This window comes from Streptomyces sp. NPDC001832 (assembly GCF_040297265.1).
In the GTDB taxonomy this organism is placed as follows: domain Bacteria; phylum Actinomycetota; class Actinomycetes; order Streptomycetales; family Streptomycetaceae; genus Streptomyces.
In genome coordinates, this window is the sequence record NZ_JBEOYU010000056.1 from 1 (window position 1) to 13,361 (window position 13,361).

12 protein-coding genes and 1 pseudogene are annotated in these 13,361 nt (G+C 70.1%); 9 read left to right on the forward strand and 4 right to left on the reverse strand.

The features are described 5' to 3' along the window. Positions 1-287 precede the first annotated feature (287 nt). Complete coding sequence (locus tag ABT115_RS28075) at positions 288-812, reverse strand: transglycosylase SLT domain-containing protein (protein ID WP_502969178.1); 525 nt, start codon at positions 810-812, stop codon at positions 288-290. 711 nt (positions 813-1,523) lie between these two features. Here ABT115_RS28075 and ABT115_RS28080 point away from each other — a divergent pair. Further along, positions 1,524-2,111: an RICIN domain-containing protein gene (locus tag ABT115_RS28080; protein WP_351795440.1), complete on the forward strand. Its 588-nt coding sequence runs from the start codon at positions 1,524-1,526 to the stop codon at positions 2,109-2,111. 150 nt (positions 2,112-2,261) lie between these two features. On the opposite strand, the gene ABT115_RS28085 is transcribed toward ABT115_RS28080, so the two are convergent. Beyond that, positions 2,262-3,311 (reverse strand): LacI family DNA-binding transcriptional regulator, encoded by a 1,050-nt coding sequence (locus ABT115_RS28085; protein ID WP_351795443.1) that lies wholly within the window; start codon positions 3,309-3,311, stop codon positions 2,262-2,264. A 705-nt stretch (positions 3,312-4,016) separates the two neighbouring features. On the opposite strand from ABT115_RS28085, the gene ABT115_RS28095 reads away from it, so the two are divergent. The 8 genes from ABT115_RS28095 to ABT115_RS28130 are packed head-to-tail and all read left to right on the forward strand — an operon-like array spanning position 4,017 to position 12,042. Further along, a complete protein-coding gene (locus ABT115_RS28095; protein ID WP_351795516.1) occupies positions 4,017-4,157 on the forward strand; it encodes a hypothetical protein in 141 nt (46 codons plus the stop codon). Between the two features lie 37 nt (positions 4,158-4,194). After that, positions 4,195-5,301, forward strand: coding sequence for an ADP-ribosylglycohydrolase family protein (locus ABT115_RS28100; RefSeq protein ID WP_502969179.1), 1,107 nt, complete (start codon positions 4,195-4,197; stop codon positions 5,299-5,301). A gap of 59 nt (positions 5,302-5,360) precedes the next feature. Next, complete coding sequence (locus ABT115_RS28105; RefSeq protein WP_351795446.1) at positions 5,361-6,539, forward strand: ADP-ribosylglycohydrolase family protein; 1,179 nt, start codon at positions 5,361-5,363, stop codon at positions 6,537-6,539. Next, a complete protein-coding gene (locus tag ABT115_RS28110) occupies positions 6,536-7,708 on the forward strand; it encodes an ADP-ribosylglycohydrolase family protein (RefSeq protein ID WP_351795448.1) in 1,173 nt (390 codons plus the stop codon). The genes ABT115_RS28105 and ABT115_RS28110 overlap by 4 nt, the downstream gene beginning before the upstream one ends. Beyond that, the gene (locus ABT115_RS28115) at positions 7,708-9,087 is read left to right on the forward strand and encodes an ADP-ribosylglycohydrolase family protein (RefSeq protein ID WP_351795451.1); all 1,380 of its coding nucleotides are present in this window, start codon (positions 7,708-7,710) and stop codon (positions 9,085-9,087) included. Before ABT115_RS28110 ends, ABT115_RS28115 begins: the two co-directional genes overlap by 1 nt. After that, a complete protein-coding gene (gene rbsK, locus ABT115_RS28120) occupies positions 9,084-10,010 on the forward strand; it encodes a ribokinase (RefSeq protein ID WP_351795454.1) in 927 nt (308 codons plus the stop codon). Before ABT115_RS28115 ends, rbsK begins: the two co-directional genes overlap by 4 nt. Further along, positions 10,010-11,221 carry a CaiB/BaiF CoA transferase family protein gene (locus ABT115_RS28125; protein WP_351795457.1) on the forward strand — a complete coding sequence of 404 codons (1,212 nt, stop codon included), beginning with the start codon at positions 10,010-10,012 and terminating at the stop codon, positions 11,219-11,221. Before rbsK ends, ABT115_RS28125 begins: the two co-directional genes overlap by 1 nt. Further along, positions 11,218-12,042 carry an HpcH/HpaI aldolase/citrate lyase family protein gene (locus tag ABT115_RS28130; RefSeq protein WP_351795459.1) on the forward strand — a complete coding sequence of 275 codons (825 nt, stop codon included), beginning with the start codon at positions 11,218-11,220 and terminating at the stop codon, positions 12,040-12,042. The genes ABT115_RS28125 and ABT115_RS28130 overlap by 4 nt, the downstream gene beginning before the upstream one ends. A 47-nt stretch (positions 12,043-12,089) precedes the next feature. Here ABT115_RS28130 and ABT115_RS28135 read toward each other — a convergent pair. Both ABT115_RS28135 and ABT115_RS28140 read right to left on the reverse strand, forming a co-directional pair. Continuing rightward, positions 12,090-12,227: pseudogene (locus ABT115_RS28135) on the reverse strand (eCIS core domain-containing protein); the annotation flags it as partial. Continuing rightward, a complete protein-coding gene (locus ABT115_RS28140; protein WP_351795511.1) occupies positions 12,224-12,943 on the reverse strand; it encodes an NADase-type glycan-binding domain-containing protein in 720 nt (239 codons plus the stop codon). The pseudogene ABT115_RS28135 and the gene ABT115_RS28140, both read right to left, overlap by 4 nt. Between the last annotated feature and the right edge of the window lie 418 nt (positions 12,944-13,361).

A 13,361-nucleotide genomic window follows, 5' to 3' on the forward strand; every position in this document is an offset into this window, starting at 1 on the left:
GGTGGAGGAAGGAGCGGGGCGAGGGGCAAGCCGGGCAAGGCGGAGGAGGGAGGCGACGCGGAGCGTCGTCGACCGACGACAACGCCGCCCATCGGCACGCGACGCCGCCCCACCTATGTGCGCGACCTCTTATGCGCAGGCAAACGCCGCTGCCAATCGCGGTGAGGTCGTAACGGCCTGGTGCACGATAGAGAGTGGATCAGGCCGTAAGCCAAAGGACCGGCATCGGCAGCAATAGTGCTGCCGATGCCGGTCCTGGCTCGCGCAGTGAGGGCTGAGCCTTCGGCTCAGTAGGCGGAGTTGACGTTGTCGATCGACCCGTAGCGGTGGGCGGCGTAGTTGGCGGCCGCGGTGATGTTGGCGACGGGATTGGTGACGTCGTGCGCGGTGCCGGCCACGTGGTAGGCGTTGAAGGTCGGCTGGATGACCTGGAGCAGACCCTTGGACGGCACGCCGTTCTGCGCGTTGACGTCCCAGTTGTTCTGGGCGTACGGGTTGCCGCTCGACTCGCGCATGATGTTGCGGTGCAGCCCCTCGTAGCTGCCGGGGATGCCCTTGGCCTTCATGATGACCAACGACTGCTGGATCCAGCCGTCGAGGTTGTTGGCATAGCCGTTGCTGCCCGCCTGCACACCCCCGCCGCCGTCCGCCGAAGTCTTGACCGCGGCGGTGCTCGCCGGTGTCGCATCGGCAGCCTGCGCGGATGCCGACGCCATCGTGAGGGTCGCTGCTGCGACACCCACGGTGGCGATGCCGGCGACGGACAGCGTGCGAAAGCGGGCAATGCGGCTGGTACGGGTCTGCGTGTGCATGGTCATACGGAAGGAACTCTCCAATGGGGACGTCGCGGTACTGCCTACCGGTCTCGATTGCGGCGGCTTGCGGAGCGGAACCCCGCACTGCGGGCCGGAGCGAACGGATCCAGCGGAATCCGCCCGGCCTGATCGCTGCCTTCCTGGCAACGACAGCCATGGTTAGCGACGAGCGAGGCACGACGCAAAAATGTGACGTACTACCCAACTTCGGATAAATGTCCGAAAAGGGATGTTCTGTGATGTTTTTCAGCCGTTCGAGCAAGTTGGGCACCACTACCCGCAATAGGATGTGACTCAGATCCTATGGTTGACATCACACCTGCGGGGTCATATCGAGGCTCTCGACGGGGCTTCAACGACGCGCGACTTTGCTGTCGTCATCCCGGGCGCCCATGGCAGCGAGAGGCCTCGGCAAGGAGCAGCCGACGGGGGTGCGTCTGCCGCCACGGCAGACCGAGCCCTTGTTCGCGTGCAGCTTCACCGGTCGGCGGGTGTCCTGCACGGCGCGCTGCGGTGTCGTTCCCGTGGGTGCGTGTGCGGAGCCCTGGCCATGGGATCACAGCGCAAGGGTGCAGCAGGTCCGACGTGCCTCGGTCGGGTGAACCGGAGCGACTCCTCCGGACGAGATCGTTTCGGCGCGCGTCCGGGCTGATTGGATGCGGAAGTCCTGCTCCCGCGGACGTTCATGCACCGAAAGGGAAACCCTCCATGTCCAGGCGCCACCAGCCCGTATTGGCCCTCGCCGCCGCCTTGTTGGCCACGTGCGGCATCGCCGCAGCCAGTGGAGCGCCGGCTTCCGCCGCGCCCAACCCCAACCGCGACCTGATCAACAAAATGGACGGGAGCCGCCTGGCTCTGCTTAACAACAGCACCGGCGAAGGCGCCACCGCCATCACCCTCCGCGACCCCGCGTGGAAGTACAGCACCGAGGCATGGGAGGTCGACTTCTCCGCCTGGCAGGCAGACGGACCCAACACCTACACGGTCACGATCAAGAACGAGGCCGCGAACAAGTGCCTTCAGCCGAGCGCCGCGACACCTCAGCGCGGGACCACCGTCATCGTCCGGACCTGTGACGGCTCGCGGCTGCAGAAGTGGAGCCTGATCAACGAGAGGATCGACGGCAGACACACGGGCTGGTGGATGTACCGCCCCATGGTCGACAAGGACCTCGCCCTGAGCCTCAACAGGTACAACGACGGCAGCTGGGACAGCCTCTACCTCAACATCGCGCAGCCCAGCTCGGACCGGTTGTGGCGCGTGGCGGAGAACGACACCCCCGTGGCCAACAGCTGATCCGCCGCAGTCACGCGGCATCACCGGTGCCGCACACAGCCCCGAACGGTCCCGCGACCGTCGGGGCTGTGTCAGGCGAACAGTGGCTCCTGACCCTGGTTCCCCCGCCAGAGCCGGTCATCGGACTTCACGCTCACCACCGCACCCGGGTCAGCTGTCGGTCGCCGTTTGCGCGGTGGAGGCGCGCACGACGAGGCGGGGAGGGGCGGTGCTGCTGCGGGGGGTGGAGATCTCGGGGTGGTCGGTCGCCTGGCCGAGCCGTTCCAGCAGGAGTTCGGCGGCGTGTCGGCCGCGTTCGGTGGAGCCCAGATCGACACTGGTCAGTGGGGGCCAGCCAGCCTGTGCGAGCACGCTGTCGTCCATTCCCGCGACGGCGACGTCCTGGGGGATGCGCAGGTTTCTGGAGTGCAGGGCGCGGGCGACGCCGAGTGCCAGCTGGTCGTTGGCACAGAACACGGCGTCGGGCCGGGAGGTTCTGTCGGCCAGCAGCCGCTCGGCGGCCTCGGCACCCGAGTCGATGCCGAAGTCGGTGTGCACGACGAGCGAGGCGTCGTACACGAGGCCGCACTCTGCCAGGGCGGTGCGGTACCCCTCGTCCCGGTTGCGGCCGGGCACCGTGTCGCAAGGGCCGTTGACGAACGCGATGCGGCGCCGGCCGGTCTCGTACAGATGCCGCACGGCCAGGGCGGCGCCCGCGACGGAGTCGGCACGCACACTGTCCACGGGCACACCGTCGGGCAGCGAACCGATGACGACTACCGGTCCGGCCGCGGTGCGCAGCGCCTCGACGTGCTCGTCCGTGATCCGGATGGGGCAGATGATCAGACCGTCACTGGTGCGGTCGCCGAGGCTGCGCAGCACAGCGAGTTCGTCGTCGACCACGGCATCGGTGGAGTGAAGCAGCAGCCGGTAGCCGGCCGCTTTGGTGACGGACTGGATGGCACGGACCATCGCGACGTACACCGGGTTTCCGATATCCGGCATCGCGAACGTCAACTGCCGCGTCCTGCCGCCCTTGAGAGAACGCGCCACCGCATTGGGCACATAGCCCAGCTCGGACGCAGCCCGCTCCACCTTCTCCACAGTGTCCCGACGAGCACCGAGACCATTGAGAACACGGGACACCGAGGCGATGGAGACTCCCGCCCGCTCAGCGATCGACACGACGGTCGGCTGACCGCCGCCCGACGTTCGTGGCATTCCCATAGCCCCCTTCATGACCTCTTACGAACAATTACTGTAAACGTTTAACGTTGTGGCTATATTTCCCGCCAGTCAAGAGGCAGCGAACGTGACGCAGCTCATGCCCGCTCAGCCCGGAGAGCGTGCCCTCAGCGCAGGTCCGCAACGCATCGGCAGGCCGCCGCGGTGAAGCGGTCCTGCGGGAGCGGGAATTCATAGCCGGACGGCCACAGGGGGAAACGGACGGATACCACTCGGCGCCCCCTCTCGATGGACCGAACCGCCGTTTGGTACCGCGCTGCGGGTGCGGCCGTCACTGCTCTCGCCCTCGGTCCAGTTCCAGACCAGCGGCTCGGCGCGACGCAGGGTAACAAGCAGAGAGCAATATGTGACGTGTATCACATATTCCACCTATTGACGGCCAGGAAGTGGAAATGCAACATCTGTAAACGTTTCCAACTGCCGAAAACGTTTACAGAAAAAACCGGGAAGTCAGCCGACACAGGGGGTAGGCGGTGCCACGAACGTCGGGCGACATCATCCACGACGACGCCTCCGACCTCACCGACTTCGCGAACGGCGGCTACCTCGCCGACCTGACGAAGTATCTGCCGAAGTCACTGCGCGAGGACATCCCGCAGACCTCCTGGGACACGACCTCCTACGGCAAGGGAACGTACGGCGTCCCGTTCCTCCAATCTGCGTCCTTCCCCGGTGCTCGGGGTGCGCGGCTACGCAGAGTGGAAGGACAAGATCGCCACCCCCGCCTACCAGAAGTACTACAACGGCGCGTTCGGTATCGCGGAACTGCGCAAACGCCTGGCGGACGACGGCACCCGCATCCTCGACCGCTCTCAGCGCTGAACCCGAGCACGACCCCAGAAAAGAGCACGAACCCACCATGAGCGTCAGGCTCGACCCCGATCCCGCCCCGTCGGCAGACGGCGCACCGGATCTCCGCAGGTGCCGCACCGTCCCCCTCTCCCAGAGCGCCGCCGCGGTTCTGCTCCGGGATCGCGCCCGCGGCGCCATGCTCGGCCTCGCGGTCGGCGATGCGCTCGGCGCCCCCGCCGAGAACATGAAGCCCTCCCAGATCCGCGAACGCTGGGGCCGCATCGACGGGTTCGTCTCCGACGACCCGGCCGGTACGGACGACACCGAGTACGCGATCTTCTCGGGTCTGCTGCTTGCTGATCACGGCGCCGGTCTCACCGTGGACCACGTCGAGGCGGCCTGGCATGAGCAGATCGCCGACCGCGACGAAGGTCCGTTCAAGGGAGCCGGGTTCAGCGAGCGCGGCACCCTGGAGAACCTGCGCCGTGGCCTCGCCGCCCCCATCTCCGCCCAGCACCGGCACGCCTGGAGCGACGGTCTCGCGATGCGCGCCGCGCCCTTCGGGGTCTACGCGGCTGGACGCCCGGCCGAGGCGGCCCGCCTGGTCGCCATCGACGGCACGGTGTCACACGACGGAGAGGGCATTCTCGGCGGCCGGGCGGTGGCGGCGGGTGTCGCCGCGGCCATGGTCAGTCACAGTCCGGACGCAGTCGTCCAGGCCGCTCTCTCCGTCGTCCCGGACGACTCCTGGACGGCCCGCTCACTGCACCGCGCGGTGTCGGCGGCACGTCGGGCCCGCCGCGACCCCGACGGCACCCAGCTGGCGATGGAGCGAGTGGTGCGCAAGGCCGTCGTCATCGGGGGCTATCCATGGACGGACCTGGCACCCGAGGCGGTCGGCCTGGCGTTCGGTGCGTTCGCGGTGGCCCGGGGTGACTTCCGCGAGTCGGTCCTGACCGCCGTCAACATGGGCCGCGACGCCGACACCACAGCCGCCGTGGCGGGCGCCCTCGCAGGCGCTCTGCGCGGCGAGGCCGCGATCCCCGCCGACTGGGCGGACGCGATCGGCCCGGTACGCGGCAGCTGCCTCCCTTCCATGGCCGGACGGCACGTCCTCGACATCGCGGACCGGTTGATCCCCACCGCACCGGACCGGGCGGGGGCGATGGCGTGACGAGACGCCGGGACTTCGCCGCCGTACCACCCAGTACCACCGAAAGGCCGCTCACTCTCATGCCTCCCGCCCCAGCGGACGCCACTCACCACATCGAGGGCCTGCTTCTCGGCATCGCCGCGGGTGACGCCGCCGGGTGGCCCTCCGGCCGGCACCGCGCCGCCCGACTGCCCGACTGGACGCGCCGCCTCACCCGCGAACTGGACACATTCGCCGAGCAGAACGCGACGACGACCCTGCCTGTCCCGATCGCGCTGAACCAGCCCCCGGAGCCCCTGCGCCTCGGCCCGTCCGACGACGCGGAGTGGGCGGCCTTCACCGCGCACTCCGTCCTCGACGCCTACGCCGACGGCCTCGGGGACCTCCCCGCCGACCAGCGCGTACGCTCCGCGCTCTCACTTGCCTGGAACACCCTCGCGGACGAAATCGCGGCGGCCGCGGACCGCGCGGACGAGATCGAGTCGGCCAAGATGCCGCTGCGCGCCCGCATCTCCGTACGGGCCGGCCTCGGCAACCTCGCCGCCGGACTGCGGCCTCCCGCTACGGGCCACGACAACCCTCACTACTTTGACGACGCCGCGTGCGTACGCGCCGCGGTCCTCGCGGTGGTGCACCCTGGCGCACCCGAACTCGCCGCCGATCTGGCCGAGTTCGACGCGCGCTACACACAGGATGGCGACGGCGTGCACGGAGCCCGCGCCATGGCGGCAGCCGTCTCCGCGGCACTCGGCGGTGCGCCCCTCGACGCCTGCGTGGACGCGGCCCTCGCCCAACTGCCTGAGGGCACCGAGATCCACCGCAACGCGTTGCGCGCCGTCGACCTGGCCCGCAACGCGGTGACCGCGCGCCCCGGCTTGCCCGGCAACGCGTTCGCGCTCGTGCCGGTTCTGGAACACGAGATCGTCGACCATGTCTACAGCTACGGCATCGCGGCCGCCGAAACGGTCCCCGTCGCCCTCGCCGTCGCCACGGCAGCGGCCGGATCCGTCAGTGAAGCGGTCCCTACCGCGGCCTGTCTTTCCCGCGTCGCCGACTCGGCCCCCGCCCTGGCCGGCGCCCTCACCGGTGCGCTCGACGGCGCCGGCGCGTTCCCGCAGAGCTGGCGTGAGGCCTGCCGTACCCTCGCGGGCTGCGCGCTGCCGCGCCTGGCCGGCACGGACCTGATCAGCCTGGCGGAGCGCCTGGCCGCCACAAGCAGCCCCATCAACTCCCCCTCTTCGGAAGGAATCCCGGCATGACTACCCCCGCCAACCCGACGAGCCCCATCCCGTCCCTGGAGGACCGCACCACCGGCGCCCTCGTCGGAGCCGCCGTGGGCGACGCGCTCGGCGGTCCGGTCGAGGGCTGGACCCCGGAGGCCATCGCCGAGCGGCACGGCGGCCGGGTGCGCGGCATCGTAGAACCGTTCTACAAGGACGACTGGAAGACCGCGCGGCCCATCGCGCCGTACCACAAGGGCGATGGCCACGTCACCGACGACACCTTGATGACGCACGCTCTGATCCGCGTCTACGAGAAGGTCCGCGACCACCTCGACGCGTACGCGGTCGCCGACCACCTGGTCCCCGACCTGATCACCAACACACGCTGGATCCCGGAGCTGGAGGCGGAGGCGCTCCCGCTCCAGCGCATCTTCCTCGCGGAGAAGTGGATCGTCGCCCGCATCCACTACGGACACGTCGACCCGCGCGAGGCGGGCGTCGGCAACATCGTCAACTGCGGTGCGGCGATGTACATGGCGCCCGTCGGCGCGGTCAACGCGGGCAATCCGCTCAAGGCGTACGCGGAGGCGCTGGATGTCGCGGGCGCTCACCAGTCGTCGTACGGCCGCGAGGCGGCTGGCGTCTTCGCGGCGGCGGTGGCCTCCGCGTTCAAGCCCCACGCGACCCCCGAGTCCGTCATCGAGGACGCCCTGAGGCTCGCGAAGGACGGCACCAAATCGGCAATCGAGGTGGTCTGCGAAGTGGCGGCCCACTACGACGACTTCGAGGACGCCCTGGCCCCGCTGCGCAAGGCAGTGGCTCCCTTCGACACAGTCGGCCCCGAGTACCGCAAGCCATCCCTCGGCGCCCGCCGCCCCTCACGCCTGCACGCCATCGAGGAACTCCCCATCGCTCTGGGTATGTTGCTGGTGGGCCGCGGCGACTTCCGGCACACCGTGCTCGGTTCGGTCAACTACGGCCGCGACTGTGACTCGATCGCCACGATGAGCGGCGCGATCGTCGGTGCCCTGTACGGCGAGGGCGCCGTGCCCAAGGAGTGGAGCACGGAGATCGCCCGGGCCAGCAAGCTGGATCTGCACGCTCCCGCGGGGTCCCTCGCCCAGGTCACGCGCGAGGTGCACGCCCGCGACCTGGAGCGGCGTCGCGCCCACGAGGCCGCCTTCACGACGATCGCGGGGCTCTGATGCTCCGCCTGACCTGGGTACAGCCCGAGGACCTGATCGGGCACGAGCTGCGCCAGGCGGCACAGGACGGCCGTGATGCGACGGAGATCGAACGCCGCTGGGTCGCGGCGAGCGGCCACCTGGCCCCGGAGCGGGCTGGGGCGTCACCGGAACCGGCCTCTCCCGGACTAAGGTCACTTGCCGAGGAGTTGCTGGCTGAACTGGCTAAGCTCCCGTCCGCACTCTCGGCAGCGGAACCGGCAATTCTCCAAGTTTGCCCGACACTTGAGGAAAAGCCGTCCGGGCGAAACCCGGATCCGGACCTGCGATCGGAGACGGACCGCCTGCACGCGGCCTGGCTGGGCCGGGCGATCGGCTGCGTCCTGGGCAAGCCCGTCGAGAAGCTTCCGCTCGACGGTATCCGCGCCATCGCCCGGTCCACCGGCAACTGGCCGCTGAACACCTGGTTCACGGAACAGAACCTGGACCCGCAGATCACGGCGGCGTACCCCTGGAACCGCCGTTCCCGCCCCACCTCCCTCGCCGAGAACATCGACGGCATGCCGGAGGACGACGACCTCAACTACCCGCTCCTGGGCCTGATGCTGCTCCAGCGCCACGGCCACGACTTCACCACGAGCGACGTGGCGAAGTTGTGGCTGGACGAGCTCCCGGCGGGCCGCACGTTCACCGCGGAGCGCATCGCCTACCGCAACCTCCTGGACGGCCTGGAGCCACCGCACACAGCGACACACCGCAACCCGTTCCGCGAGTGGATCGGTGCACAGATCCGGGCGGACATCTTCGGCTGGACGAACCCGGGCGACCCGGCCAAGGCCGCCGAACTCGCCCACCGTGACGCTACGTTGACGCACACAGCGAACGGCGTCTACGGCGAGATGTTCGTGGCTGCGGCCATCGCGCACGCGGCCGGCCCCGCCCCCACGACAATCCACGAAGCCCTCGCCACCGCCCTGGCCCACATCCCGCCGAACTCCCGCTACGCACAGGCGATCCGCTTCGGTATCGAAGCGGCGCAGGCAGAACCAACCGGTACTCCGGTCGGCTTCGAGCAGGTCGTCGACGCCCTGCACGCCCGCTACGACCACGACCACCACTGGGTGCATGTCCTGCCGAACGCCGCCCTGCTCGCCTCCGCCCTCACCCACTCCGACGGAGATTTCACGGGTGCCATCTGCCGTGCGGTTTCCGGTGGCTGGGACACGGACTCCAACGGCGCGACCGCCGGCTCGATCGCGGGTCTGCTCGCGGGCAGCCCGGAGGCGCTCGGTGAGCGCTGGACGGCCCCGCTGAAGAACCGCCTCACCACCACGGTCGGCGGCTTCGACGGCATCGGCTTCGACGAACTGGCCCGCCTCACCTTGGAGGTCCGCGCATGACACATCTGACCGTACTCGGCTCGGCCAATATGGACCTGGTCGCCTACGTACCGAAGGCCCCGCGGCGCGGCCAGACCGTCACAGGTCGCGAGTTCCGCACCGTCCCCGGCGGCAAGGGCGCCAACCAGGCGATCGCGGCGGCCCGCGCGGGCGGCACCGTGGCGGTGATCGGCGCGGTCGGTGACGACGACTTCGGCGCGCGCATGCGCCGGACCCTCGTCGACGCCGGAGTGGACACCACCGGTCTGCGTACCGTCCCCGGCCCGAGCGGCACCGCACACATCGTGGTGGACGACGACGGCGGCAACGCGATCGTCGTCGTACCCGGAGCCAATGGCACCGTCACCGCACTCGCCACCGGCGACGAGGCCCGCATCGCCGCATCCGGCGCCCTCCTCCTGCAGCTCGAGCTGCCCATGGAGGGCGTGCTCGCGGGCGCCCGGGCGGCGCGAGCGCACGGCGTCCGCACGGTGCTCACTCCGGCCCCCGCCCAGCCACTTCCGGCCGAACTCCTTTCGCTCACCGATCTGTTGGTGCCGAACGAGCACGAGGCGGCAGCCCTGACCGGGGCCGACGACCCGTATGAGGCGGCGCGCCTGCTGCTCGTACAGGTCCCCGAGGTGGTCATCACGCTCGGCGAGCGGGGCAGCCTCTACGCCACCCGCGACGCAGACCCCGTCACCGTCCCGGCATTCCCCGTCGACGCGGTGGACACAACGGCGGCGGGCGACACGTTCGTGGGTGCGCTCACGGTGGCGTACGGCGAGGGCCACCCGATGCCGAAGGCGATGGCCTGGGCCGCGGCGGCCTCGGCGCTCGCTGTGCAGCGCCCCGGCGCCTCGTCCTCGATGCCCACGCGCACCGAGATCGAAACATTCTGCACGACAGTGCGTACCGATGAAGCACGGCCTCAGGAGGCATGATGAACGAGACTCCGCTCCCCCGGCACGACGGCCCGCTGAAGGGCCTGCGCGTCCTTGATCTGGCGACGCTCTTCGCCGGCCCCCTGTGCGCCACGATGCTCGGTGACTTCGGCGCCGAGGTGATCAAGGTGGAGCATCCCCGCAAGCCGGACCCGTCCCGCGGCCACGGTCCGTCGAAGGACGGCATCGGCCTGTGGTGGAAGCTGCTGGGGCGCAACAAGAAGAACATCACGCTCGACCTCTCCACCCCCGGCGGCCGGGAGGTGCTCCTCAAACTGGTTGCCGAGTCCGACGTCCTGATCGAGAACTTCCGTCCCGGCACCCTGGAGAAGTGGAACCTCGGCTGGGACGAGCTGTCGGCCTCCAACCCCCGCCTCGTCCTGGCACGCGTCACCGGCTTCGGCCAGTTCGGCCCGTACTCGAGGCGCCCGGGATTCGGCACCCTCGCCGAGGCAATGAGCGGCTTTGCGGCGATCACCGGTCAGCCGGACGGTCCGCCGACGCTTCCGCCGTTCGGCCTCGCCGACTCGATCGCCGCGCTCTCCACCTCGTACGCGGTGATGGCCGCCCTGCGCGGCCGCGACGAGACGGGCCGCGGCCAGGTCGTCGACATGGCGATCATCGAGCCGATGCTGACGATCCTCGGCCCGCAGCCCATCTGGTACGACCAGCTCGGCTACATGCAGCCGCGCACCGGCAACCGCTCCACGAACAACGCGCCGCGCAACACCTACCGCACCAGCGACGACAAGTGGGTCGCGGTCTCGACCTCCGCGCAGTCGATCGCGGAACGCGTGATGCGCCTCGTCGGCAGGCCCGAGTTCATCGACGCGGACTGGTTCGCCACCGGCTCGGGCCGTGCCGCGCACGCCGACGAGCTCGACGAGGCGGTCGGCTCGTGGATCGCGGCGCACACCCGCGACGAGGTCCTGTCAGCCTTCGAGAGGGCGGAGGCGGCCATCGCCCCGATCTACGACATCTGCGACGTGATGGCTGACGAGCAGTACCGGGCACTCGACTCGATCACCGAGCTGCCCGACCCGGACTTCGGCACGGTGAAGATGCAGAACGTCCTGTTCCGCCTCTCCGAGACCCCAGGCTCCATCAAGTGGACGGGCCGACCGCACGGCGCTGACACGGACGAGATCCTCACCGGGCTCGGCCTGCCGGACACGGAGATCACGAAGCTGCGCAAGGCAGGTGCGGTGTGACGGACCATGCGTATCTGACCTGGCTGTACGTTCCCGGGGACCGGCCCGCTGTCGTCGCCAAGGCCCTCGACTCCGGGGCCGACGTGGTGCTGGTCGACCTGGAGGACGCAGTCGCCCCCGATCGCAAGGCATACGCGCTCGACGCGACCGCCGAACTCCTCGCCGACAAGCACGAGGTGCCGGTCCACGTCCGCGTCAACGCGCTCGACGGACCCCTCGCCGAGCAGGAGATCCGCCGTCTCACCCCGCTGCCGGGCCTGGACGCACTGCGTCTGCCGAAGGTGAACAGCCCGGACGACATAGCCCGCGTGCTGGATTGGGCCGTCGAAGTGCCGTCCCTGTACGCCCTGTTGGAGTCGGCCCTTGGTATCGAGCACGCCTACACGATCGCGGACCACCCGTGTGTGCACGGCATCGCGCTCGGCGAGGCAGACCTGCGGGCCGAACTTGGCGTCACGGACGCGGCGGGCCTCGCCTGGCCGCGCGGCCGCGCGGTGATCGCGGCACGGGCTGCGCGGTTGCCGCCCCCGCCGCAGTCGGTGTACCCGGACGTCCGCGACTCCAAGGGCCTGGCCCGCTCCTGTGCCGAGGGCCGCGCGCTGGGCTTCCTGGGCCGCACCGCGATCCATCCGAGACAACTCCCGGTGATCGAAGAGGCGTTCCTGCCGACAGATCGGGAAGTGACAGCGGCCCGCGAGATCGTTCGGGCGGCAGCGGCGAACGCAGGCGCCCTGGCGCTCCCTGATGGCCGCTTCGTGGACGCGGCCGTCGTCGCCGACGCACGACGGGTGCTGACACTGACGCAACGTCGACCGAGCTGAGCTTTCGTACACCACGACAACAGAGCACGCCGTTCGTTGTTGTAGGCGGCGGCACCGACATCGGCGGCGTAGCGTTGGGCTTCGGGACCGGTGTGCACGCGTACGTCGGAGAAGTCGGCGCCCAGACGACACTCCGCGGCAAGGCCCGCCAGGGAAAGCCCGGGGCAGACATCGGGGCCTCTCAGGTGCGCTTGAAGAACTCGACCTCCCCGACCGCGATCGGCCGTCCCTCGCCCTGGCCGGACGCGTCCCGCAGCACGAGCCGGACGGAGACGACGTCGCTGACTCCGGTCCGTACCGTCTGCGGGCCCGGCTTGTCGGTGAGTGTCACCGCCTTCTCGCGGACCTCGCCGTCGGTCGTGGTGACGATCAGATCGGCCCGGGTGGGTCTGGCCCCCTGCCGGAACTCCCGGGGCTCCTTCGACACACCGGTGTGCACCACGACGCCGACCAGCCGGAACGGCTTGTCGAAGACGCATGTCAGTGACGAGCCGAGCGTGGGTGCCCCCCAGTACGTGTTGGTCAGTCCGTCGACGGCCGCGGTCGCCGGATGGCCGGGAACCTGGGAGCCCGCAGTGACCTTGGCCGGGCTGATCTCCGCCGTTCCGCCGAGCTTGTCCCTCACGTCCTCGAAGAGATAGCGCCCTGCCGGCAGGAGCAGGAATCCCGCGAACAGCACCCCGACGACCGCCAGCACCAGCAGGGTCCGCCGCAGCGCCCGGCCCGATCCGCCCCGCACCCGACGGCGGAGCGGCCACACCTTGCGCCACCAGGGCAGCGGTTCCGGCTGCTCCCGGGGGTTCAGCGGTGCGGCGCAGCGGCGACAGAACTGGCGTCCCGGCAGGTTCGGGGTGCCGCACGCCGGGCACGGTGGCCCGTCCGGCTTCTCATCCGCTGCCACGGGCCTGACAACGGGCCGTCGGGCTATCGGCTCGGCCGGCCGCACCGCAACCACGGGAATGTCCGCTGCGGAGGTTGCCGGCCGTACGGGTGCGGGCTGCGCCGGTCGCGAGGGCGGCTCCGGGGCTGGTGCGGGCTCCGCGGGGGGCGGCCCGGCAGGTTCCGGTAACCGCGTGGGTTCCGCCGGCGGCCCGGGGCGCGGGGACGGCGGGGCCCAGGCCGCGGGTCCTGCGGTCTCCGGGGCGGTACCGGTCGGGGGAACGGCCGGAGCACCGGTCGTGGGCTCGACTTCTGGGCCTGCTGGTTCCGCGGAGCCGACAGGTTCCGCGGCGGTGGGAGGGTTTCCCGAGGCCCGGGAGGACCAGCCCAGGTAGGAACCGCAGTTCCCGCAGAATTCGTCGTCCTCGCCGTTGGCCGTA